Annotated in this window: 21 protein-coding genes and 1 tRNA gene; 15 read left to right on the plus strand and 7 right to left on the minus strand. The window is 66.1% G+C overall.

What is annotated here, in order from left to right; translation table 11 throughout:
- Positions 1-3 precede the first annotated feature (3 nt).
- From ACOGXE_RS12200 to ACOGXE_RS12210, 3 genes are all read right to left on the minus strand, one after another.
- The gene (locus ACOGXE_RS12200) at positions 4-933 is read right to left on the minus strand and encodes an ABC transporter permease (RefSeq protein ID WP_419863971.1); all 930 of its coding nucleotides are present in this window, start codon (positions 931-933) and stop codon (positions 4-6) included.
- Positions 926-1,909 (minus strand): ABC transporter permease, encoded by a 984-nt coding sequence (locus ACOGXE_RS12205; RefSeq protein ID WP_419863972.1) that lies wholly within the window; start codon positions 1,907-1,909, stop codon positions 926-928. Before ACOGXE_RS12205 ends, ACOGXE_RS12200 begins: the two co-directional genes overlap by 8 nt.
- 82 nt (positions 1,910-1,991) lie before the next feature.
- Positions 1,992-3,794, minus strand: coding sequence for an ABC transporter substrate-binding protein (locus ACOGXE_RS12210; protein WP_419931183.1), 1,803 nt, complete (start codon positions 3,792-3,794; stop codon positions 1,992-1,994).
- Positions 3,795-3,965: 171 nt separating this feature from the next.
- Between ACOGXE_RS12210 and ACOGXE_RS12215 the strand changes: the two genes are divergently transcribed.
- Together ACOGXE_RS12215 and ACOGXE_RS12220 are read left to right on the plus strand one after the other, a co-directional pair.
- Positions 3,966-5,078, plus strand: a complete 1,113-nt coding sequence (locus ACOGXE_RS12215) for an LLM class flavin-dependent oxidoreductase (protein ID WP_419931184.1) — start codon at positions 3,966-3,968, stop codon at positions 5,076-5,078.
- A gap of 7 nt (positions 5,079-5,085) precedes the next feature.
- Positions 5,086-5,853, plus strand: coding sequence for a glutamine amidotransferase-related protein (locus tag ACOGXE_RS12220; RefSeq protein WP_419931185.1), 768 nt, complete (start codon positions 5,086-5,088; stop codon positions 5,851-5,853).
- An 18-nt stretch (positions 5,854-5,871) separates the two neighbouring features.
- Here the strand turns inward: ACOGXE_RS12220 and leuD are convergent, their stop codons facing one another.
- The 3 genes from leuD to ACOGXE_RS12235 are packed head-to-tail and all read right to left on the minus strand — an operon-like array spanning position 5,872 to position 8,387.
- Positions 5,872-6,462, minus strand: coding sequence for a 3-isopropylmalate dehydratase small subunit (leuD, locus tag ACOGXE_RS12225; protein ID WP_419931186.1), 591 nt, complete (start codon positions 6,460-6,462; stop codon positions 5,872-5,874).
- 38 nt (positions 6,463-6,500) lie between these two features.
- A complete protein-coding gene (gene leuC / locus ACOGXE_RS12230; RefSeq protein WP_419931187.1) occupies positions 6,501-7,907 on the minus strand; it encodes a 3-isopropylmalate dehydratase large subunit in 1,407 nt (468 codons plus the stop codon).
- Positions 7,908-8,387, minus strand: coding sequence for a GreA/GreB family elongation factor (locus ACOGXE_RS12235; RefSeq protein WP_419931188.1), 480 nt, complete (start codon positions 8,385-8,387; stop codon positions 7,908-7,910).
- 72 nt (positions 8,388-8,459) lie between these two features.
- Here ACOGXE_RS12235 and ACOGXE_RS12240 point away from each other — a divergent pair, with 72 nt between their 5' ends.
- The 13 genes from ACOGXE_RS12240 (at position 8,460) to ACOGXE_RS12300 (ending at position 22,644) form a co-directional block, all read left to right on the plus strand.
- Positions 8,460-9,458, plus strand: coding sequence for a 3-isopropylmalate dehydrogenase (locus ACOGXE_RS12240; protein ID WP_419931189.1), 999 nt, complete (start codon positions 8,460-8,462; stop codon positions 9,456-9,458).
- Between the two features lie 7 nt (positions 9,459-9,465).
- The gene (gene cimA, locus ACOGXE_RS12245; protein WP_419931190.1) at positions 9,466-11,136 is read left to right on the plus strand and encodes a citramalate synthase; all 1,671 of its coding nucleotides are present in this window, start codon (positions 9,466-9,468) and stop codon (positions 11,134-11,136) included.
- A gap of 62 nt (positions 11,137-11,198) precedes the next feature.
- Positions 11,199-11,729 (plus strand): hypothetical protein, encoded by a 531-nt coding sequence (locus ACOGXE_RS12250; protein ID WP_419931191.1) that lies wholly within the window; start codon positions 11,199-11,201, stop codon positions 11,727-11,729.
- On the plus strand, positions 11,726-12,394 hold the full coding sequence (locus ACOGXE_RS12255) for a hypothetical protein (protein ID WP_419931192.1): 669 nt from the start codon (positions 11,726-11,728) through the stop codon (positions 12,392-12,394). The genes ACOGXE_RS12250 and ACOGXE_RS12255 overlap by 4 nt, the downstream gene beginning before the upstream one ends.
- The gene (locus ACOGXE_RS12260) at positions 12,388-13,734 is read left to right on the plus strand and encodes a glutamate--tRNA ligase (RefSeq protein ID WP_419931193.1); all 1,347 of its coding nucleotides are present in this window, start codon (positions 12,388-12,390) and stop codon (positions 13,732-13,734) included. Before ACOGXE_RS12255 ends, ACOGXE_RS12260 begins: the two co-directional genes overlap by 7 nt.
- A gap of 43 nt (positions 13,735-13,777) precedes the next feature.
- Positions 13,778-13,852: transfer RNA gene (locus tag ACOGXE_RS12265), tRNA-Gln, on the plus strand.
- Positions 13,853-14,080: 228 nt separating this feature from the next.
- Entirely contained in the window at positions 14,081-14,842 is a 762-nt protein-coding gene (locus ACOGXE_RS12270; RefSeq protein ID WP_419931194.1) for an ABC transporter ATP-binding protein, read from the plus strand.
- Positions 14,839-15,552 carry an ABC transporter ATP-binding protein gene (locus tag ACOGXE_RS12275; protein ID WP_419931195.1) on the plus strand — a complete coding sequence of 238 codons (714 nt, stop codon included), beginning with the start codon at positions 14,839-14,841 and terminating at the stop codon, positions 15,550-15,552. The genes ACOGXE_RS12270 and ACOGXE_RS12275 overlap by 4 nt, the downstream gene beginning before the upstream one ends.
- A gap of 22 nt (positions 15,553-15,574) precedes the next feature.
- Positions 15,575-16,633, plus strand: coding sequence for a branched-chain amino acid ABC transporter permease (locus tag ACOGXE_RS12280; RefSeq protein ID WP_419931196.1), 1,059 nt, complete (start codon positions 15,575-15,577; stop codon positions 16,631-16,633).
- Between the two features lie 29 nt (positions 16,634-16,662).
- Positions 16,663-18,489: a branched-chain amino acid ABC transporter permease gene (locus ACOGXE_RS12285; protein WP_419931197.1), complete on the plus strand. Its 1,827-nt coding sequence runs from the start codon at positions 16,663-16,665 to the stop codon at positions 18,487-18,489.
- An 84-nt stretch (positions 18,490-18,573) separates the two neighbouring features.
- Positions 18,574-19,539, plus strand: a complete 966-nt coding sequence (locus ACOGXE_RS12290) for a branched-chain amino acid ABC transporter permease (RefSeq protein ID WP_419931198.1) — start codon at positions 18,574-18,576, stop codon at positions 19,537-19,539.
- Entirely contained in the window at positions 19,536-20,792 is a 1,257-nt protein-coding gene (locus ACOGXE_RS12295; protein ID WP_419931199.1) for a branched-chain amino acid ABC transporter permease, read from the plus strand. Before ACOGXE_RS12290 ends, ACOGXE_RS12295 begins: the two co-directional genes overlap by 4 nt.
- 133 nt (positions 20,793-20,925) lie before the next feature.
- A complete protein-coding gene (locus ACOGXE_RS12300) occupies positions 20,926-22,644 on the plus strand; it encodes an ABC transporter substrate-binding protein (protein ID WP_419931200.1) in 1,719 nt (572 codons plus the stop codon).
- Between the two features lie 146 nt (positions 22,645-22,790).
- Here the strand turns inward: ACOGXE_RS12300 and ACOGXE_RS12305 are convergent, their stop codons facing one another.
- Complete coding sequence (locus ACOGXE_RS12305) at positions 22,791-23,972, minus strand: nitroreductase family protein (protein WP_419931201.1); 1,182 nt, start codon at positions 23,970-23,972, stop codon at positions 22,791-22,793.
- Positions 23,973-24,039: the final 67 nt, after the last annotated feature.

The following is a 24,039-nucleotide window of genomic DNA, read 5'->3' on the forward strand; positions in this document are numbered from 1 at the left end:
CGATCAGCGTCCCCGCAGCTTGGGGTTGTAGGCATCCTGCAAGCCGTCGCCGATGAGGCTGAAGCTGAGCACCGTGAAGAAGATCGCCAGACCGGGGAAGGTCACCGACCACCACGCAGTCAAGAAGTTCCCCCGGTTCAGCCCGATCATCAAGCCCCAACTGGTGGTATTGGGATCACCGAGGCCCAGGAATGCCAGCCCCGCCTCGAACAGGATCGCGGTGCCCATGATGAGCGTGGCCGACACGATCAGCGGCGGCAGCGCGTTCGGGAACACCACCTTGCGAATGATGCGCCAGTCCGTGGCCCCCACCGCTCGGGCAGCCCGCACGAACTCCAGGTTCTTCAGCCTCAGGAACTCTGCACGGGTGATGCGAGCGATCCCCGGCCACGCCACCACGCCGATGGCGAACGAGATCGTGAACATCGACGGCTCGAACAGGGCCACCAGCACCATCGCGAACAGCAGGGCAGGCAGCACCTGGAAGAACTCGGTGAAGCGCATGAGGGCGCTGTCGAGCCAGCCGCCGTAGTAGCCGGCGAGCGCGCCGATGCTGATGCCGATCACGAGCACCATCGCGGCCGCCATGGCAGCAACCGTCAGGCTGGTCGTGCCGCCGCCGATCACGCCGGCCAGCACGTCGCGACCCAGATAGTCGGTGCCCAGGCGGGCCTCTTCCAACTCTCCTGGACCCGTGAGCGGGATCGCCACGATGTCCTTGGGGTCGTTGTCGTAGATCCTCGGGCCGGCGACGGTCATGAAGACGATGCCGATGAGCATCACCACGCCTGCCACTGCGGCCTTGTTGCGCACGAAGAGCCGCAGAGTCTCCCGGCCGGGGCGTCCCGATCCGCCTTCGCCACCGGCCCCCAGGCCGGGGGTGACCCCCAGATCGGCGGCTGCCACCTCACTGCGTCCCATAGCGTCAGACATTGGAGCGCTCCCGCAGGCGGATACGGGGGTCGATGATCGTGTACAGCAGGTCGGTCAGCAGGTTCGCCACGATCACCATGACCGACGACACCAGCAGCACGCCGAGCAGCACCGAGGTGTCCCGGCGCAGGATCGAGTCGAAAGCCAGCCTTCCCAGCCCCGGCCAGTTGAAGACGGTCTCGACCAGCAACGCGCCCGACAGCAGCGCCCCGAACTGCAGGCCGATCACCGTCACGACCGGGATGACGGCGTTGCGCAGCGCATGCTTGTACACCACCCGGCGCTCGCCCAGTCCCTTCGCCCGGGCGGTACGCACGTAGTCAGACTCGAGCACCTCCAGCATGGAGGCCCGAGACAGCCGGCTGTACTGCGCCAGGTAGATGAGCCCGAGCGTGAGTGCGGGCAGGACGAGGTGCTCGCCCACATCGAGCACATTCGCGAGCGCTCCCTCGCCGTAGTTCACGTCATGCCAGCCTTGGATCGGCAACAGCTCCCACGTTGACGCGAACAGGATCACCAGCATGATCCCGGTCCAGAACACCGGCATCGAGAAGCCCACGAGCGCCAACACGGTTGCGCCGTGACTGAGCGGACTCTCGGGACGTCGCGCAGTAGCGACGCCCACCATGGTCCCGGCTGCCACGGCGAACGCCAGCGCCGTTCCGACCAGCAGCACCGTGGGCCAGAGGCGCTCGATGATGAGCGATGTCACCGACCGGTTGAAGAAGAACGAGTCGCCCAGATCGCCCGTGGCAACCCTGCCGACATACGACAGCAGCTGCACGATGACCGGACGGTCCAGGCCGTACTGGGCTCGGATCTCCTCGAGCAGCTCGGGGTCGCCGGCGCCGCTCTCGCCCACGATCACCGTGGCCGGATCGCCGGGCGTGATGTGGATCAGCAAGAAGTTGAGGCACATCACTGCCAGGATCAGCCCGAGTGCTTGGGCGATCCTGGCAGCGATGGACCTCAGCATGCTCCGTCCTCAGTCGAGCCCGTGCTCGTTGGGCGCAGCTCCAGCAGTCACGTCGGCGAAGCCGAGACGAGTTCTGTACCCGCTACTGGTCCAGCCAGACCTGGTGCATGGGCGACATCTGCCCCCAGATGTTGTTGGTCGGCGGGTTCATGACCGCCGGGTTGAACGCCTGCCAGAACGAGGGCGTGTTCAGGAAGTAGATCGGTACCTCCTCAGCCACGATCTCCTGGAACTTGGCGTACAGACTGGTCCGTTCACCGGCGTCGAGCTCTTGGCCTGCTGCGGCGAGCAGCGCGTCGACCTCGGGATTGCAGTAGCCCGTGTTGTTGGTCCAGATCACGCCCACCCGGTTGTCGCACAGGTAGGTCCGGTGCACGCCGATGACGGGATCGCCCCAATTCCAGACCTGGTTGATGGTCATCTGGTAGTCCCCACCGGCGACTCGCTGTGCCCAGGTCGGGAAGTCTGGCGACACGCTCAGCTCGACTTTGATGCCGGCTTCCTCCAGCGCCTGTACCACATACTCGGCGTGGACCACGAACGCCGGCGGGATGTAGTCGATGGTGAGCTCCAGCTCGCCCTCGCCGTAGCCCGCCTCGGCCAGCAGCTGCTTGGCCCGGTCGATGTCCTTGTCGTAGTGGTTCACATCGGCGTTGTGGAACGGGCTGGCGGCGGCGATGCCGGTCGGCACCGGGAAGGTGAGCCCTTGTTCGATGACTCCCGAGAGGAAGTCGCGGTCGATCGCGTACCCGATGGCCTGGCGCACTCGCACATCAGACAAGGCAGGGTCGTTCAAGTTGAACTCCAGCCAGTTGATCTGGCCGATGGCCTCGTGGCCCTGAGCGGTCACCTCCACGTCGGGGTTGTCCATCAGGCGAAGCACATTTGCTGCGGGTCCCAAGGTGGACGACAGGTGCGTCGTGCCGTTCTCGAGGCTCAGCACGATGGCCGTCGAATCGGGCGTGATCTCCATCACGATCTCGTCCAGGCACGGCGTGCCCTCGATGAAGAAATCGTCGAAGCGCTCCATCCGGATGATGGTTCCCGGCTCGTACTCGGCCAGCCGGAACGGACCCGAACCCACGAAGTCTTCGCTGTTGCGCGGGTGGGACTTCATGTCCTGGCCGTCGTCGAAGATGTGCTTCGGGATGATCGGCAGCAGGCCCGGCGACATCGCCAGCAGGATCGCCGGGTGCGGCTGGCTGAGATTGATGACCGCCGTGTGCTCGTCAGGCGTGTCCACGCTCGTCACCGGTGCATACATTGGCTTGAACGGGTGGTTGGCCTGCACCGTCTGGATCGAGAACGCCACGTCGGCGGAGGTGATGGGCATTCCGTCGTGGAAGACAGCGTCCTCCACGAGGTGCAGCGTCACCGAGAGGCCGTCGTCAGCGACTTCCCAGCTCTCGGCCAGGTACGGCATGGGGTTGTACTCGTCGTCATAGAGCAGCGGGCTCGCATTGAGCTGCGTGCCCGGCACGGCGGTCGCATAGCCCGACTGCACCGTGCCGTTGAGGTGCCGGGGCACCTGCGTGCTGCCGATGATGAGCGTCCCGCCGACGTTCTGCCCGCCATTGCACGCTGCAGCGGCCATGTCGTCGGCCATGTCATCGTCGGCCATGTCATCGTCGGCCATGTCGCCGTCGTCGGCCATGTCGCCGTCTTCGTCATGGTCGTGGCCGTCGTCTTCGTCATGGTCGTGGTCGTCGTCCATGTCGTCGGCCGCGTCGCTGCTCGAACCAGCGGCAGCCGTGGCCGCGGGCGCGGCGTCGTCACCGTCGTCATCGCTGGCGCACGACGCGGCGATGAGCGCGAATACCGCGAGCAGCGCGACCAGCAGCTGGCCGGAACGCCGCCGCGGGCCGCGTGTCGTTGTGGTCCTCATCGGGCTCTCTCCCTCCTTGGGCACACCCGCCGGTCACATCGCGACGGGTGTGATTGTTGACTTGGCCCCGTGGGACCCTGCGCTACCGTAACCGACGATGTCGTTGCCATCGACGGTGACACACGCAGTGCTCGGTGTTCAGCGCGATGGCGTCAGCAAGGTGGCTGGCCGATGAAGGTCCACTGGTTCTTGCCAACGGGCGGCGATTCTCGCGATGTGCTGCCCGACGAGCCGGGCGCGCACTGGCGGCCGCCGTCCATGGACTATCTCGCTCAGATCGCGACGGCCTGCGATCAGCTCGGCTACGAAGGCATGCTCACGCCGTGCGGGACCATGTGCGAGGACGCGTGGCTCTCCACGATTGCCTTGGCGCCGCTGACCAAGCGCGTCAAGTTCCTCGTTGCATTCCGGCCGGGCTTTCTGTCGCCGACGCTGGCGGCGCAGATGGCCTCCACCTACCAGCGGCTGTCGGGCGGGCGGCTGCTCATCAACATCGTCACCGGCGCTGAACCCCGTGAGCTGAACCGCTTCGGCGACTGGCTCGACAAGGACACTCGCTATGCGCGCACGGGCGAATTCCTGCGCATCGTGCGGGAGGCGTGGTCGGGCGAGCCGTTCGACTTCGAGGGCGATTTCTACAAGGTCGCTGCTGCCACGACCCGGGAGGCGCCCGATCCGCTCCCCGCGATCTACTTCGGCGGGGCGTCACCCGCGGCCGAGCAGATCGCATCCCAGCACGTCGACGTTTACTTGGCGTGGGGCGAGCCCCCTGACATGGTGACCGAACGGCTGGACCGCATGCGGGCCCGAGCTGCGGAACACGGTCGCACGCTGCGCTACGGCATCCGCTTTCACGTCATCACGCGGCCCGACGCAGCGGACGCTTGGGCTGTGGCCGACGACATGCTCGCGCACATAAGCCCCGAGGCCATCGCCGCTGCCCAAGCCGACTTCGCCACGACCATGTCGGAGGGCCAGCGTCGCATGGCCCAGCTTCACGCCGAGGGCAGCGGGCGGCTGGAGATCCACCCCAATGTGTGGTCGGGGATCGGACTCGTCCGTGGCGGCGCCGGAACGGCGCTGGTCGGCAGCTACAGCGAGGTGGCGGATCGCATCGCGGAGTATCACGCACTGGGCTTCGACGAGTTCATCCTGTCGGGTTACCCGCACCTCGAAGAGGCGTACTGGTTCGGTGAGGGCGTCATGCCGATCCTGCGCGAACGCGGACTGCTCGAACCGCTCGCACAGGGCTCAGACAACGCGCTGGTCTCGTCATTCCGCTGAGCTGAGCATGTCGCCCCAGCCCTCAGGCACCTCGGTTCCGCCGGATGCGCAGCGGCCGCTGCGGCTGGGCCTGCTGCGCTGCGACGACCCCGTGCCTGAACTGAGATCGATCTGCGGCACCTATTCGGACATGTTCGCTGACGTGATCGCACGCGTTGACCCGAGCGTCCGAATGGACACCTTCAGCCTTCCTGACAATCAATGGCCGAGCGATCTCGATGCCTATGACGGCTGGATGACCACCGGAACCCGAGCCTCGGTCTACGACGACGCTCCCTGGATCAGGCAGTTCGCCGATTTCGTGCGTCGGCTGCACGCCGAGCGCCGCAAGATGTTCGGCGTCTGCTTCGGGCACCAGATGATCGCCCACGCGCTCGGCGGCACGGTGCAGCGGGCTCAGCATGGATGGACGGTGGGGGCCAACGTCTGGAAGATCCACGCGCATCGTCCCTGGATGGACCCGCCTGCCGACGAGATCCGCCTCATCCACAGCCATCAGGACCAAGTCCTGTCCTTGCCGCCCGGCGGCGTCGTGCTAGCCGGCGCCGACCGATGCCCGATCGCGATGCTGGCGGTCGGGGATCACCTCGTGGGGATGCAGGGCCACCCGGAGTTCCAGCCCGAATTCGTCGGCCCGCTGTACGAGACCCGTACTGAGCTGCTCGGTGCCGATGCCGTCGCCGAGGCCAAGGCCAGCCTGGCGACGCCCTGCAACCAGGAGCTCGTCGCCGGCTGGATGCTGCGTTTCTTCGCGGGCTGCTCGGAACCGGCCTGAGGTGCGTTCAGACGCGGGCTAGGTCGCCGGCATCCAGGCAGGGCGGGTTGTCTCGTAGCCGTCGATCGCCGATGCACTGCGCAGCGTGATGCCGATGTCGTCGAGACCCTCGAGGAAGCGCTCCTGTGTTGCGTCGTCCATCGGAAACGGCTCCTCGATGCCGACGGCGGGTGCGCTGAGCATTCGCCGCTCCACGTCGATGGTCACCACGAGGTCGGGATCAGCGGCCACGGCGGCCCGCAGGCGGGCAGCGGCTTCCTCGGACACCTGCACGGGCACCAAGCCGTTCTTGGTGGAGTTGTTGCGGAAGATGTCGCCGAACCGGGGCGAGACCACGGCCACGAAGCCGTAGTCCATGAGCGCCCACACAGCGTGCTCGCGAGACGAGCCGGTGCCGAAGTTCGACCCTGCCACCAGAACCGTGGCGCCTGCGAAGCGCTCGTCGTTCAGCACGAAGTCGCGCTCGTCGCGCCACTCGCTGAAGAGCCCCTTGCCGAAGCCGGTGCGCTCCACCCGCTTGAGCCAGTCGCTGGGGATGATCTGGTCGGTGTCCACGTCAGAGCGGTCGAGGGGCACGGCGCGCCCCTCGTGCACTCGTACTGGTTCCATCAACCCTGTCCTCTCGCTCGCTGCGGCCTTGTTCCGGCTCAGGCCAGATCGTCGGGCGTGACAAAGCGGCCGGCGATGGCCGTTGCGGCGGCCACCTCCGGCGAGCACAGGTGCGTGCGCCCGCCCCGCCCCTGCCGTCCTTCGAAGTTGCGGTTGGAGGTGGAAGCCGAGCGCTCACCGGGCGAGAGCTTGTCGGGATTCATCGCCAGGCACATCGAGCAGCCCGGCTCCCGCCAGTCGAAGCCCGCTTCGGCAAACACCGCATCCAGGCCCTCGGCCTCGGCCTGCGCCTTGACGGCGAAGGAACCCGGGACAACCAGCGTGCGGACCCCGTCCGCAACCTTGCGTCCCCGGGCCACGGCCGCAGCAGCGCGCAGATCCTCGATCCGGGAGTTGGTGCAGCTGCCGATGAACACTGTGTCCACGGTGACATCAGCAAGACGTGTGCCGGCGGTCAGGCCCATGTAGTCGAGTGCTCGCTGTGCCGTCGTGGCCTCCACCGGGTCATCGAAGTCGCCCGGCGCCGGCACGGCTCCGTCGATCGGGATGACATGGGCAGGGTTGGTGCCCCACGTCACATGGGGGCGCAGCGAGGCGGCGTCGATCGTGACCGAGCGATCGAAGGTCGCGCCGTCGTCGGTCACCAGCGAGCGCCAATCGGCCACTGCGGCATCCCATTCGGCGCCGGCCGGCACGTGCCGGCGGCCCGCCAAGTACTCGAAGGTGGTCTCGTCGGGTGCCACCATGCCCGCCTTGGCGCCGGCCTCGATGGACATGTTGCAGACGGTCATGCGTCCTTCCATCGACAGGGCGCGGATGGCCGATCCGCGGTACTCGATGATGTGCCCGATGCCGCCGCCGGTGCCGATGCGCCCGATGATTGCCAGCACGATGTCCTTGGCGGTGACGCCGGCCGGCGCCTCGCCGTCCACGCTGACCTCCATCGTGGCGGGCCGGCTCTGCGGCAGCGTCTGGCTGGCCAGGACGTGCTCCACCTCGGAGGTGCCGATGCCGAAGGCCAGCGCTCCGAACGCGCCATGCGTTGAGGTGTGACTGTCACCGCAGACCACCGTCATGCCGGGCAGCGTGAGGCCCTGCTCGGGGCCGATGACGTGCACGATTCCTTGGCCCGGATCGCCCATCGGGTACAGCGTGATGCCGAACTCGTCGCAGTTCGCCCGCAGCACCTGCACCTGCTTTGCCGAGATCGGGTCGGCGATCGGCAGGTGCAGATCGGCGGTGGGGACGTTGTGGTCTTCGGTCGCCACGGTCAGGTCGGGGCGCCGCACGGTGCGCCCGGACATGCGCAGACCGTCGAAGGCCTGGGGCGAAGTGACCTCGTGGACGAGGTGCAGGTCGATGTAGAGCAGGTCTGGCTGCCCACCGCCGGTGCGGACGATGTGGCGGTCCCAGACCTTCTCGCTGAGCGTGCGCGGTCGTGTCATTCAGGCCTCGATTGCGATGATCTCGATGCTGAGCTGGTTGCCGTTGGCCTCATAGGTGACCGTCTCGCCCGCCCGGGCGCCTTCGAGCGCCTGGCCCATCGGCGAGCCCGGCGACACCACTTCGATGCCGGTCCGGCGTTCCTCGATCGAGCCGAACAAATACTGCTCGACGTCATCGTCGCCTTGGAAGCGAACGGACACCACCAGACCCGGCGCCACGACGCTGCCGTCGAAGCTGCCTTCGGCGTCGGAGACGATCTCGCAGTTCTCCAGGATCGACTTCAACCGCATGATGCGGCCCTCCATCTTCCCCTGCTCCTCTTTGGCTGCGTGGTAATCGCCGTTCTCCGAGAGGTCCCCCAGCAGCCGGGCTGTCTCGATCTGAGCTGCGATATCGATGCGGCCCCGCCCGGTCAGATCGGTGAGCTCGGCTTGGAGTCGATCGTAGGTCTCTGCTGAGATGTGGTGGATCTCGGGCACCCCGCGAGGTTACCGAGGGGTTCTCAGGGCACACTCATTGCCGCAATTGCGCCTGGTTGAGGGGACTCCACAGTGACTCATCGCATCGCAGTCATCGGCGGCGACGGAATCGGACCCGAGGTCATCTCGGTTGCGCTCGATGTGATTGCCGCCGCCGGAGCCGGCATCTCGACGACCGAATTCGAGCTGGGCGGGCATCGGTACCTGCGGGACGGCACGGTGCTCGACGACGACACGCTTGAGGAGCTGCGCACGTTCGACGCGATCTTGCTCGGTGCCGTCGGCACGCCCGATGTGCCGCCAGGCGTCATCGAGCGCGGTCTGTTGCTGAAGGCCCGCTTCGAGCTGGATCTGTACGTGAACCTGCGCCCCTTCACCCTGCCCGACGGCCACAGCTTCACGGTGATCCGCGAGAACACCGAGGGCACCTATGCCGGCGAGGGCGGGTTCCTGCGCAAGGGCACGCCGCACGAGATCGCGACCCAAGGGTCGGTCAACACGCGGATGGGAGCTGAGCGCGCCATCCGGTACGGCTTCGAGCTGGCCCGTTCACGGGAGCGCCGCCACCTGACGCTGGTCCACAAGACCAATGTCCTGACCTTCTCCGGCGATCTGTGGGAGCGCACGTTCAACGAGGTCGCCGGCGAGTACCCCGATGTCGAAACTGCGTACAACCATGTCGACGCCGCCTGCATTCACTTCGTGGAGGATCCGCACCGCTATGAGGTGATCGTCACCGACAACCTCTTCGGCGACATCCTCACCGATCTCGGCGGTGCCGTGGCAGGCGGCATCGGACTGGCGGCCTCAGCCAATCTCAATCCGGATCGCACGGGCCCGTCGCTGTTCGAACCGGTGCACGGGTCGGCACCCGACATTGCCGGCAAGGGTCTCGCCAACCCGACCGCAGCCGTCCTGTCGGCGGTGCTCATGCTGGAGTTCCTGGGGGAAGCCGCCTGCGCCGAGCGGGTGCGCGCTGCGTGCGACGCCGTCATTGCGGACGATGCCGTGCCCGATGTGGGCACCGAGGAGATCGCCAAGGCGATCCTGTCCGGCGTCGAGCAGGGATAAAGCTGTCATGAGCACATCTGACGCTGGCGATACGACACCAGAGCCCGGCTCTTCGGCACCGCTCGTGCGCGAGGGCGCACGCGATCCGGCATGGCCGGAGCGCGTCGAGATCTTCGACACGACGCTGCGCGACGGCGTCCAGTTCGAGGGCATCTCGGTGTCCTCCGAGGACAAGCTGAAGGTGGCCCGCCAGCTCGACGCACTGGGCATTCACTGGATCGAGGGCGGCTGGCCCGGTTCGAACCCCAAGGACGAAGAGTTCTTCGCCCGGGCGGCGACAGAGCTGCATCTTGAGCACGCCACGCTGGTGGCGTTCGGCTCCACGCGCCGGCCCCGCGGCCGAGTCGACGACGACCAGACCTTGGCGGCGCTCGTCGCGGCCGGAACGTCCACGGTGTGCATTGTGGGCAAGTCATGGGACTACCACGTCACCGAAGCACTCCGGCAGCCGCTCAGCGAAGGGGTCGCCATGGTCGGCGACTCGATCGAGTTCCTCAAGGGGGAGGGGCTGCGCGTCTTTTTCGACGCAGAACACTTCTTCGACGGCTACAAGCGCAATCCGGAGTTTGCGCTGCAGGTGCTCGAAGCAGCGGCTGTCAACGGCGCCGACTGTCTGGTGCTGTGCGACACGAATGGCGGCTCGCTGCCCCATGAAGTGGAGACGATCGTGCGTGACGTGGTCGGCCACTTCGACGGCATCCAGATCGGCATGCACACCCAGAACGACACCGGCTGTGCCGTCGCCAATGCCGTCGCGGGGGTGGTCGGCGGCGCAACGCACGTGCAGGGGACCGTCAACGGCTACGGGGAGCGCACGGGCAACTGCGACAACACCGTGCTGGTTCCGAACCTCACGCTCAAGATGGGCATCGAGACTGTTCCGCGCGAGTGCCTGTCGCGCTTCACCTCGGTGGCGCATCACGTCGCCGAATTGATGAACATGCCGCCGCAGAACCAGCAGCCGTATGTAGGGGCCTCCGCATTTGCCCACAAGGCGGGCTTGCACACCAGCGCCATCGCGCGCCGCCCCGACAGCTATGAGCACGTCGACCCGGCGGCAGTGGGCAACAGCACACGCTTCCTGCTCGGCGACCTGTCCGGGCGCGCGTCGGTGGAGCTGAAGGCGGCTGAACTCGGCATCGAGATCGACAAGGCCGCGATGTCCGGGGTCGTCGACGAGCTGAAGCGGCTCGAGCATGCCGGCTATCACTTCGAAGCCGCCGATGCCTCGCTGGAGATGCTGCTGCGGCGGGCGGCAGGCCAGACCTTCGACTTCTTCCAGGTCGAATCGTTCAAGGTGCTGGTCGAGCGCGGCCGCGAGGCCGAGTTCGACACGGAGGCAACGCTGCGCATCGTCGTCGGCGGCGACCGGCGGGTGACGGTCGGCGAGGGGGACGGTCCGGTGAACGCGCTCGACAACGCGTTCCGGCAAGCCGTGCGCGACGACTATCCCGAGCTCGATGCCATCCGCTTGACGGATTACAAGGTCCGGGTGCTGGATGCCGACCGGGGCACCGAGGCCGTCACAAGGGTGCTCATCGACTCCACCGACGGGGAGACGACCTGGACGACTATCGGCGTCTCGGAGAACATCATCGAGTCCTCATGGCTGGCTCTGCGCGATTCGGTCATCTATGCGCTCATGCGTCATCGCCTGGGCGACAGCCCGAGCAGGTAGCAGCCTTCGATGTCGAGATCGAACCCGGCCGTGTCGGTCCCGGCTTCATAGACTGCGCGGCGATGGCTGCGCCACGCCACGTCCGGGTCGAACCGCTCTCGGTGGTCCGGTCGTACTCCTCGCCCGAAGTCACGCCTCGGCGCTGGGAGGCTGCCCGTCCTGGTGACTTGACCAGCGGTCAGCCCACGGGTGCGCTGCGGGGGCACCAGGGGCCCGACCAGGGCTATGCCTACGGGCTGGTCCATCTCTTCGAAGATCGGGTGTACCTCACCGAGCATGAGGATCGTCACGACGTCGACGCAGGCTGCGTGGCCGTCGCGCTCAAGCGCGCGTCGATCTTCGGGCGAGCGCCGGTGGTGTGGGATCTCGAAGCGGGGTACTTGGCGTTCGGCTTCCTCGACCAGCACCCCCCAGCGGAGCTGGTCGCGCGCCGCGAGCCGCTGTTCGAGGGAGCAGCAGAGGCACACCACTACAAGCACGTCCGGGAACTGGTCGCCTGCGTCCCTGCCGAAGTGCTGTCCCTGTCCCCGTCGGCGCTCAGGCGCCGGTATGAAACCGATCCGCTGACACTGACTCGAGACCCAGAGCAATGAGCACCCGAACCGCCCCGCCCGACGCGACGATGACTGCCCAGTCCGACCGTGAGCTCTTGCGGCTGCATCGCCGGGCGTGCACCGACTTCGCCGCCAGGATGCGGTTGCCTGCATGGGAGCACATGGGCATGGGTTTGGCCCCGCCGCTGGACAGCCACACCGTGGCCGACCTGCTGGAGCGAGCAATCGACGGCAATCTCGCTGCCGCGGCCGAGATGAGCGGGCAGCCGGCACCGGCACCGGTCCGCATCCCGACGCCCGCGGCTGGCGCAGGCTTGGCCTTCGGCGCCCGCGCGCAAGATCGTCCCGATCCGACTCAGCCAGTGATCGAGAGCGTCCGCACCGTGCTTGCCGTCGCCGCCGGCCTCGATGCAGGCGCCGGGTTCAGCCCGAGGCTGCGCGACCTGCTGTGGACGCGAGTCACCGAGTTGACGGTGTTGGGATACGACCTGCAGCAGGCCATCAGCGCCGGTGCGGGTCTCGACGAGCTGCTGGTGGACCGGATACTCGCTGCAGCCCCCGCCGTGACGGTCTGGCCCGGGCTCGATGTGCTCCCGGTCGACCTGTCCACCCCGCCGCTGCAACGACTGCTGGCGATGGCGGGCAGGCCGGTGGGCCGCTGGGTCGATTCCAGCGACCCGAATTGCAGCACTGGCCAGTGCTGAACGGCGCCGCAGGCGACGATCACCAGCTGACTCGGCGCCCGCGGCTGCGATTCGCGCCGGCGCCCACCGGGCTGCCGCACTTGGGCACGGCGCGCACGGCGCTGTTCAACTGGCTGTATGCCCGTCATTGCGGCGGGGAGATGGTGCTGCGCATCGAGGACACCAACGCGGAGCTCGCCACCGCCGCCCACATCGATCAGATCTTGGAGATGCTCTCCTGGCTCGGGCTGGACTTCGACGGCGCCCCCGTCTTCCAGAGCCAGCGCGGTGCCCTCTATCACGCCGCAGTCGACCGCTGGCTCGACGAGGGACGGGCATATGTCGACGACGGAGCGGTGCGGTTCGCTGTGCCCGACGAGGGTGCAACGTCGTTCGACGACATCGTGCGGGGTCGCGTCGAGTTCCCGAATGCGTCGATCGACGACTTTGTCGTCCGCCGCAGCGATGGCAGCGCGACCTTCTTTGTTGCCAACGCGGTCGACGATCTCGACCTCGGCATCACGCACGTCGTGCGAGGCGAAGATCTGCTGAACACCACTCCGAAGGTGGTGCTGCTGCGAGCGGCGCTGGACGCGACCGACATGCCGACATTCGCCCACCTGCCGCTCATCGTCAACAAGCAGCGAAAGAAGCTCTCCAAGCGGCGCGATGACGTGTCGCTCACCAGCTATCGCGACCAGGGCGTGCTGCCGGAGGCCATGGTGAACTACCTCGCACTGCTGGGGTGGGGACCACCCGATGACGTCGAGGTGCGGCCGCTCGACGAGATCGTCGACTTGTTCGATCTTGCTGACGTCAATGCGGCACCCGCCATGTTCGACCTGGACAAGCTCACGGCGATCAACGGCGAGTACCTGCGGGCCCTCGACGACGCCGGCTTCGCCGCTGCCGTCGCGCCGTGGGTGCGCGCGGAACCGTGGGGCGCTGATCTCGATGCAGCGACTCTGAGCAAGGTCGCACCGCTCATCCGCGAGCGCACCCGCCTGCTTGGCGACGCTCCCGATCGCATCGCCTTCCTCTTCGCTGAGCCCCGGATCGACCCCGACGACTGGGCCGCAGCGATGACAGCGCCAGCGAGCGACATCCTCGATCGCGCGCGCACCGCGTTCGCCGAGTCGGACTGGAGCGCCGCGACGCTGCACTCGGAGCTGCGCGCGATCGGAGAGAGCTTCGGCTTGAAGCTGGGCAAGGCGCAAGCGCCGGTTCGCGTCGCGACCACCGGCCGCGCGGTGGGACCCCCGCTGTTCGAGTCGCTCACGCTGCTCGGCCGGGAAGCCACGCTCGCGCGCCTTGATGCCGCGCTGGCCATGCTCGCGAGAGCGGCTGATTTCGGGGAATAGCCGAGGCTGCCGAAAGAGCAGCAGCGCTAGCCTGTCCCCGCCCTCGGGGATGGTGTAATTGGCAACACAACTGGTTCTGGTCCAGTCATTGGGGGTTCGAGTCCTCCTCCCCGAACCAGGCGGTCGGCGGTCAGTCCCCACGCATCCCGCGCTGCCGCCAGTCGGCAAACATCGACATCAGCGCCATGGCCGGCACGATTTGCACCACGCGTCGATTTGTGACCTAGCATCACCCGCTGGCCCGGCCCGCTTGAGGCTCCATGCGGAAACTCACGCTGCGGGGCCGACCTGATAACTTGCCTGCGGCCGGTCACCTGATCGGCGAGGACCGGAGGGGGTTCAGCGCGTGGCGTTGCTCGAAGTCCAAGACATCTCCGTGCAGTTCGGCGGCATCCGTGCGCTCGACGATTTGTCCTTCTCTCTGGACGAGGGACAGATCCTGGGTCTCATCGGACCGAACGGTGCGGGCAAGACCACGCTCTTCAACGTGGTCAGCCGGATCTACGACCCGACGACCGGCTCGGTGACGTTTGACGGGCACGATCTGCTGGCCATGCCGGCACACCAGATCAGCCGCGTCGGCGTCTACCGCACATTCCAGAACTTGGCGCTCTGGCACGGCATGACCGTGATCGAGAACGTGATGGTGGGCGACCACACCAACACCAAGGCGAACTTCTTCACCGCTGCGTTCCGCCTCGGCACCCGCAACGAGGAGAAGGATCTTCGCCGCCGGGCGTGGGAGGCACTCGAAGAGCTGGGCCTCGAACAGTACGCCTACCACCCTGCCGCTGGTCTGCCCTTCGGCACGCTGAAGCGCATCGAGCTAGCCCGGGCACTGATCTCCAACCCGCGCCTCATCATGCTGGACGAGCCGGCGTCAGGCCTGACACACCAAGAGGTTGACTCGCTCGCTCAGGATGTCAAGGACATCCGCGACCGGCACAACCTGTCGGTCCTGCTGGTGGAGCACCACATGCGCATGGTGCTCAACATCAGCGAGCACTTGGTCGTGCTCAACTTCGGCCGCAAGATCGCCGACGGTCACCCCGACGTCGTTCGCAACGACCCGGAGGTCATCGAGGCGTACCTGGGGAGTTCTTCATGACAGACATGATGCTGAAGGTCGAGGACCTCCACGCGCGCTACGGCGCCGTCGAGGTGCTACGCGGCCTCGATTTCGAAGTGCCCGACGGCAACGTCGTGGTGATTCTCGGCGCCAACGGTGCCGGCAAGACCACAACGCTGCGGGCGTTGTGCAACATGTGCACCACCACCGGCACGGTCACGATGGAGGGCGACGACATCTCCCGTGCCAAGACCGCCGACATCGTGCGGCGCGGCGTCGCCCATGTACCCCAAGGCCGGGGGACATTCCCCGAGCTCTCGGTGATGGACAATCTCAAGATCGGCGCCTACACCCGCAAAGACAACGAGGTGAATGCCGACGTCGACCGCTGGTTCGAGATCTTCCCCCGGCTCGAAGAGCGCCGGGATCAGCTCGCTGGCTCGCTCTCAGGCGGTGAGCAGCAGATGCTCGCCGTCGCCCGGGCGCTGATGTGCCGGCCGAGGCTGCTGCTGCTCGACGAGCCCTCGCTGGGTTTGGCGCCGCTCATCATCGAAGACCTCTTCGAGCGCTTCGCCCAACTCAACAAGGAGACCGGGCTGACGATGCTGCTCGTCGAGCAGAATGCCAACCTGGCGCTGGACATGGCCGATTACGGCTACGTGATTGAGAGCGGCGAGATCGCTCTGCATGGACGAGCCGATCAACTCAAGAACGATCCTGCAGTGCAGGAAGCGTACTTGGGCGCGTGATTCATAGGTACGGGGGCACACCGTGAACTGGAACTTCGAGATCCTCCCGGATTTCATTTTCAACGGTCTACGCGACGGCGCCGTGTACGCCGCCGCCGCATTGGCGCTGGTGCTGATCTTCAAGGCCACGACGCTGATCAACTTCGCCACTGGCGAGCTGGCCATGCTCGGCGCGTTTTTCGTCTATGTGCTCAACATCGAGCAGGGTCTGTGGCTCTGGCTCTCGATTGCCATAGCGATGCTCATCAGCGCCGGAATCGGCGCGGCCGTCGAGCGAACGCTGGTCAGACCGTTCGACCCTGCCGACCACTTGCCGGTGGTGCTCATCACCCTAGGTCTGTTCCTCATCATCAACGCCGTCGCGGGTGATGTCTGGAACTACCAGGTACGGCGGGTGAACGACCCCTTCGGCCAGTTCCCGAGCTGGGTCCCGAACGGCAGCGAGCTCAAGACTTCGAGCGAGGGCACCATCGCGTGCCTCAAGAATGCCGACGGCGCCTTGGCCGAGGTGGCACCCGGCACCGCCGGCGCCGACATGTGTGAGATGGTGGGTCGAACCTTCTTCGAAGTCATCGGAGCCCGCCTCCACTACCGCACCATCGGCACCTGGATCGCACTGGCCCTTGCGTTGATCGCACTGGCGGTCATCTTGGGCAAGACGAAGGCGGGTCTGGCCTTCCGTGCAGTGTCTTCCAACACCGAGTCAGCCCGGCTGGTCGGTGTCAACACCGGGCGCACGCTGGGGTTCGGCTGGGCGCTGGCCTCCGTGTTCGGCACGCTGTCTGCCGCCTTGGTGGCTCCCGCTCTGGGCGGCGTCAACCCCAACATGATGCTGACGATCCTGATCTACGCCTTGGCAGGAGCCGCTCTGGGCGGTCTCGACAGCCTCGGTGGCGCCGTCATCGGCGGCTTGGTCGTGGGGCTCATCAAGTCGGTCCTGGTCTCATGGTTCGGCGTGGTCGTGCTGGGCCAGGCCTATTTCTCGATCTTGCAGCTGGCAACAGCGTTCCTGCTGATCTTGATCGTGCTGTTGTTCCGTCCAGCGGGTCTCTTCGGAACCCGCCGCATCGAGCGCGTCTAGCTCAACGACCCAAGGGGAGTTGCTGAGGTATGAGTTCACCACTGCTCATCGTTTCCAAGGGCAGCACACAGCATCGCCAGTGGCGGTTCTTGAGCTGGGGCTACGCCGTGGCACTGGCGATCCTGGTGCCGCTGGTCCTGCAGCCGTTCGAGATCGGCAAGATGAACCGCGCACTGGTCCTCATGGTGGCCGTGCTGGCGGTCAACCTGGTCGTGGGCTTCAACGGCATGCTCGCGCTGGGGCACTCGGCGTTCATGGGCATCGGTGCATTCGTTGCCGCGTCGATGGTCCAGGACGAGCTCTGGGATTTCTGGATGGTCATCCCGGTTGTCGTGATCGTCGGGTTTGCCATCGGCATCATCGTGGGCCTGCCGGCGCTGCGTGTGCGAGGTCTCTACCTAGCCTTGGTCACCATCGCCCAGGCGGCGGTGTTCCCGACGCTGGTGAACATCGACGAGCTGGGCATCGCGCGTCGTACCGGTGGCCCGAACGGACGAGACGTCATCGAAGAAGTCGACCGGCAGGAGAGCGGCTTCTCCAGCTTCTTCGAGTGGCTGCCCGGCGTCGACGGTGCGCGTGGCGCGAATGCGTACCGCTACTGGATCTTGCTGCTGATGACGGTGATCGTCATTGCGTTGGTGCGCAACATCATGCGCAGCCGGCCGGGCAGGGCGGTGCTCGCGATCCGCGACAGCGAGGCAGGTGCCGCCGTCTACGGAGTGAACCTGCCGCTGTACAAGACCGTGAACTTCGCTTTGAGCGCCTCGCTGGGTTCGCTGGCGGGCCTCATGTGGTGCCTCGACAAGGGCTTCGTGGCCGGCCAGGACTTCACGTTCCTGCTGGCAGTCGACCTCATCATCGGCTTGGTGATCGGCGGTGTCGGCACCCTGCAAGGCTCTATCTTCGGCGGCTTGTTCGTGGTGTGGGTACGAGATCTCACCAAGAGAATCTCCATCCCGCTGGGCTTCTACACGCTCGACGGTGACGGCCCCCTCTCCGCGGCCATCTTCGGCCTCATCCTCATCCTGTTCACCTTCTTCGCTCCGGGCGGCATCGCCTCGATGGTCACGGCGATACAGAAGAAAATCATCCAGGTGGTCCCGCTGACTCCCTCAGGCGACCCCATCACACCGCTCGCGAGCCTCGACCCCGGCCCGTCCTCCACGCGAGCCTCCTGGGCGATGAGATTCGCCGTCGCCGGCCCGGTGCTGCTGGTGATCGGCTGGGTGCTGATGAACGTCGACAACCTCATCGTCGGCACGCTCGCCTTCTCATTGCGCTTCGCCATCGTGGTGCTCGCACCGATCATTGTGTTCGTCTCCATGAACGAGCTTCGAGCGGTCAAGGCCGGCTTGCGCGGCGAGGACGCTGCTGCGGTGAGCTCGCAGGCCAAGGCGGCCGGAGTCCTTGGAGTGCTGAGCTTCGCTTATATCCAGGCCTTTGCCTTGAACATTGCGCTGCGTGCCCACCACGTGGGTCATCTGGCCCGCGAAGCGGTGGCAGTGAACCCCGACGGCAAGACGGTGCCTGCGATCCCGCTCGTCAATGAGGCAGCGAAGGCGAAGGACTTTGTGGGCACATCGGGCGAATTCTGCGGCACCTCGCCCACGGGCGAGATCAGCGACATGTCGGTCAGCGAGCTGTGCAACGTGGCATCCGATGCCATCGATGCCTCTGAGACGTCGGTGGGCTTCTGGCTCATCGGCTGGCCGACGCAGAGCATGCTGTCGCTGGTGTTGAGCATCATCGTCATCGTGGTGACGGTCTTCGTCGGCCTGCGGTACTTCGTCTTCGCCGACGAGAAGGTCGAAACCTCTCCGGCTCCGGCGCCTGAGGACGTCGGCGCCTCTTCGTAGATGTAGAGCGGCGCATCACGGCGCCCTGCGCCTGCGCTGGAGCGCAGAAGCGTGACCTGCACTGCTGAGGGCTGAGCGGCCGCAATGGACTTCGCCTTCATCGTTTTCGACTGGTCGCTGCTGCTTCAGCGAATCTTCGACGCTCTGTTCAACAGCGCCATCTATTCCTCGCTGGCGCTGGCGCTGGTCATCATCTTTCGATCCACTGGGCTGCTGAACTTCGCGCAAGGCGAGATGGCCACGTTCTCGGCCTACATCGCATTCGTCCTGCTCAGCGGTGCCGCGCCCGGCGTGACCGGGGGAGGGCTGGCATCGTGGATCGGGGCGCCGCTGGTGACTCCGTTGGCGATCGGTCTCGCCGTCATCATCGGCATCGGAGCCGGTGCCACAACCGAGCGTGTCCTGATACGACCATTACGCAACGCGCCCGAACTCGCACTGGTCAACGTCACCATCGGCATCCTGCTTGCCCTGAATTCGCTGATGGGCCAATGGTGGGGCACCGGGCCCCGGGTTTTCCCGGCGTTCTTCCCGTCATCCCCGGGTGACCACATCGACATCTTCGGAGCCCGGATCCGGTTTTCGACAGTCGGTGCCTGGATCGTCCTGCTCTCGCTCTTGGTATTGCTGGCGCTGCTGCTGCGCTACACGCGAGCCGGACTCGCTTTTCGGGCGGTGTCGATCGATCCCGAGTCGGCTGCTCTGAACGGCATTCGCGTGGGTCCGACGCTGATGTACGGCTGGGCGCTGGCCGCAGGCCTCGGGGCCATCGCCGCGAACATGAGCGCGAACTCTGTGCTCCTTGAACCCACCATGATGGTTCGGGTACTCGTGTATGCCTTCGCTGCGGCGACGCTGGGCGGCCTGGACTCGCCCAAGGGAGCGCTGGTCGGCGGGGTGGTCATCGGTCTCAGCCAGACACTGATCCCGGCCTATGTGCCGTTCATCGGCTTCGAGCTCAGCGTGCTCCCGGCCCTCGTCGCCATGGTGGTCGTGCTCATCGTGCGTCCGGCCGGCCTGTTCGGCACCCAGCGGATCGAGCGAGTGTGAGCGACGACAACTGGCCCACGCCGATGCCGCGGCCCGGCGATGGCGACGGCGACGAGACGTCGGGCCTAGACGCCAGCGTCGTCGGCGTGTTCGCCCCGCGAGACGAGCCAGTCGAGACAACAGCGGCAGAGACTGAGCCGGTCCCCGCAGGACCGGTCGCACCCGAGCGCGGCCGGCAGGCCCTGGTCGTCGATGATGAACCGGCGCAGATCCGTCCCACAGGACGTCGGCGCATCAGCCCGCTCAGCTGGATTGGCGGCCTGCTGTTGGGTGTGTGGCTGGTGGCGATGCCGCTGACGAGCTCGGTGACGGAATTGCGGCAGAACACCCAGATCATCGTCATGGTCCTGGCAGTGCTGGGTGTGAACATTGCCACGGGCTACGGCGGCATGATCAGCCTGGGCCATGGGGTCTTCGTGGCCGTCGGCGCATTCGCCGCCGCGTATGCGGTCGACGACTTGGCATTGCCGTGGGTCATCTCGATCCTGGCTGGTGCCGCGTTCGCGGGTGCCGTCGGTGCACTGGTGGGCCTGCCCGCACTTCGCATCAAGGGCATCCACCTTGCACTGGTGACGCTCGGGCTCGCCATCGTGTTCCAGCCGCTCGCAAAGCGGGTCCCGGCGTTCTCGGGCGGCGTCAGCGGCAGAGCGGTCGGTGCCGAATTGGTACCGCCGTCGTGGTTCGGCACCACACGCTGGGCCGAAGGGCTGTATCGCTACCTCATCTGCGTGGCGGTAGTGGCGTTGGCGATGCTGATCGCTCATCACATCATCAACAGCCGACCCGGTCGCGCGATGCGCGCCGTTCGAGACAACGACACGGCGGCGGCGGTGTACGGGGTCAACCTGGTGGCCTCCAGGGTCAACACATTCGCTGTGAGTGCGTCCTTGGCAGGTCTGGCTGGCGCCCTCGGCATCGTCCTCGTGCCGTTCACCTCGCAGGAGTCGTTCCCCTTCACAGAATCGTTGGTGCTGTATGCGACAGCTGTTCTGGGCGGGCTCGGCTCGTTGTGGGGCTCGGTGCTGGGTGTCGCCATCAGGGAGGTTTTCTCGAGGATCGGCGAGCTGCTCGGCGACGTCAGCGGACTCGGTCCGCTCGGCGAGTTCCTGCGGCTGCTCGACGAGGAGCAGTTCGTGTTCGGCGTGCTGCTCGTGGCGCTGACGTTCGTCTTCCCGCGCGGTCTCATCGGATTGTTCAATACCCACCGAAGTGATCCGGTGCCGCCGGCAGCTCGAAACCGAACGCGCACTTGAAATCGTTGCAGAATTGACATACCCACCCGGTGACCAGCCCCGAGGCGCGAACTAGCGTCTCGGTAGACCGGCTGAGGCATCTGTGCGATTCCGCGCCGGTTTGTCTTTTGAAACCGAAATGGGGAGACACAACATGACCAAGCGTCGAATGTGGCGCTTGCTGGCTCTGCTGTTCGCGTTCTCGCTCGTTGCCGCTGCGTGCGGCGGCGGCGATGACGACGCGGATGACGGCGGCGCCGGCGAGACAGAAACCGAGACCACCGCAGCGGCCAGCGAGGACGAGGCGATGGACGAGGAGGAAATGGCCGAAGAGGAAGAAGACGAGGGCGCCACTGGCGCTCTCGGCGGCGCCGCGGCCGAAGAGGACATCGAAGCAGCCGTTGCCGGCGAGGACGAAGACGAGGAGATGGCCGAAGACGAGATGATGGAGGAGGAGGAGATGATGTTTGATCGCTCCACCCTCGAAGGCATCTTCGAAGAGGCCGCTGCACGCCGCGCCAAGGCCGTTGCTGACCTGACCGCGAAGATCGAGTCGGGCGAGTACGGCGTCGGCGACGACGGCATTCTGAACGGTCCTGCTGGCTTCACCATCGACATCGGCGCGTGCCCCGACGACTGGTCGAATACGACGGGCATCACCGATAGCCAAGTCCGGATCGGTCACACCACGGCTCAGTCGGGCAACCTGGCTGCCTACGGCAATATCGCCTACGGCTGGGAGAACTACTTCGACTGGATCAACGAGAACGACCCGATCATGGTCGGCGGCTCTCCTCGCGATCTGACGCTCATCATCAAGGACGACGCGTATGTCGCCGCTCAGACGATCGAGTTCGTGGACGAGCTGATCGAGGCGGAGAACGTGTTCTCGATCCTGACGCTCGGCTCGCCGAACACGCTTGCGGTGTACGACAAGATCAACGAGGAGTGCATCCCGCACCCGTTCGTGATGACCGGCCACCCGGCTTGGGGCGACCCGGTGAACCACCCGTGGACCACCATCATGCAGATGTCGTACTCGACCGAGTCGATTCTGTGGGGCGCGTGGATCCGGGAGAACCTGTCTGACCTGCTGCCGGTGAAGGTTGCCGGTCTGGTGATGGACAACGACTTCGGTCTGGCTTACGAGTTGGGCTTCGAGGAGTGGGCACACGCCAACACCGACGTGGTGAGCGAGTACCTGCCCGTGCGTCACGACCCGGCGGCGCCGACGCTGACCAACGAGATGACCACCATCTTGGCGTTCGAGCCTGATGTGTTCATTTCGATGACGGCGGGCAACCCGTGCTTGCTGGCTGTCCAGGAGGCCGGCCAGAGCGGTCTGTACGACGACATCAACGACAAGGGCGGCGCGCTGTTCACGCCGTCGGTGTGCAAGGGCATCGAGGCGTACATGAAGCCTGCCGGTGATGCGGCGGACGGCTGGTGGATCATCGGCGGCGGATCGAAGGACTCCACCGACCCGAAGTTCATCGATGAGCCGTTCATCGCCTTCGCGAACTCCAACCTGGAGGCCGCGGGCCTTGACCCGGCTGTGTCGCTGTACGCCATCGGCTACACCTACGGCTATCCCTACGGCGAGGCACTGCGCATTGCTGCCGAGCTGCCGGGCGGCCTGACCAGGACGAACTTCATCCTGGCGGTGCGGTCGATCGACATCTACCACCCGATGCTTCTCGACGGCATCATCACCCAGCTCAACGGCAACGCCGACGCGTACTTCGTTGAGGGTTCGGACTTCAGCCAGTTCAACGCCACGGAGCAGACCTGGACCCAGGTCGGCGACGTCGTGGACGTCAACGGCAAGTCGACCAACTGCGCCTGGGACAAGGACAACGGCGGCTGCCGCTAGGCAAACGCCATCAGGCGATCAGGCGCTCTGCGTCTGATTCCTGACTGACCGAGACGGTCAACACAGAGGGCCGGCGGGCACGTCCCGCCGGCCCTCTCGCGTCGGTGCTGCCGAACTTCGCTTGTCGACGAACGTCTGGGGAGACGTCAGCCACCGTCGACGATTGTCTTGACGCCTTCGACGACACGCTGCATGTTGGCCCGCAGCACCTGCCGCCGCCGATTCAGCACCCGCTGCTCCTTGGCGGGATCGCGCAGTGCCATCGGCACGGTGCCGTTGTTCTCCTGGCCGATGAGCATCGAGAAGCGCAAGCGGCTGCCGCCGCCCTGCTCGGCGAGGTCGAACCGCCAGACCGCTCCGGGGTTCTCGGTGTCGGTGACCCGCCACTCGAACGCAGTCCGTTCTTCCCACGCAGTCACGATGCAGTCGGTCTCCCAGTCGAAAACGTCCGGGATGGAGTTGCGACCCGCGAAGGTCGAGCCGACACCCGGATCGCCCGCTGAGGTCCATTCGGCGCCGAGGAACTCCTCGGAGAACTGGGCCGGCATGTTGATGTCGCTGATGACCTCCCAGACGGCGCGGGGCCGGGCGTCGGTGTCGATCTCGACCACCACGCCCTGCCCGTCGGCGACCCGCGCAGTGCCGTCAGCGCTGGGTCGCTGACGTGTGTAACCCCACTGGTCGAAGTACGTGATCTCGCTGGCCGGCCTGCGTGGTGCCGGCGAGAACTCGGTGCCCGTGGTGTAGGCGACGGGAAAGCAGACGAGTGTGGTCAGTCCTGGGGGCATGCCAAGCAGTTCGGCCACCTCGTCGGACTTGTTGTTGAGCATGGTTGCGTAGGCGGTTCCGAGCCCGCGGGAGCGCAACGCCAGGTTGAAGCTCCAGGCCGAGGGGATGGCGCTGTCGAACAGCCCCGGCCGGCCGCTGTTGTCGTGGATTCCCCAGATGGCCAGCATCACCAGCGCCGGCGCCTTCGCATAGTTCTCCACGAGGTAGGCGCTTGAGCTGACGATGTGCTCCTTGGGGTGGCCGGTGCCGTCGAGGCGCCCGCGAGCATTGATGAAGATGGTGCCGACTTCGGCGTACAGCTCTCCGAGCCGGTCCTTGAGGTCTTGGTCGCGGATCACGATCCACCGGCGGCTCGCATCGTTGCCCCCAGTGGGCGCCTGCTCCGCCAAGTCGATGCACTCGAAGATGAGCTCGTCGCTGACCCAACGGTCGAAGTCCAACCGCTTGCGCACGGCCCTCGTCGTGGTGAGCAGGCGGTCAACCTGGTCCAGATCGAAGCCGGCTTCGGAGGTGCGGTCTCCGGAATCAGAATTCTGCATTTCGGTACCCTAAGTCGCCGCTTCACTGCGGTGCCGGGGCCCGATCGCGGTGGCCGAGTGCGAGGAG

Origin of the sequence: Candidatus Poriferisodalis sp., assembly GCF_965208555.1 — a bacterium.
Taxonomy (GTDB): Bacteria; Actinomycetota; Acidimicrobiia; order Acidimicrobiales; family Poriferisodalaceae; genus Poriferisodalis.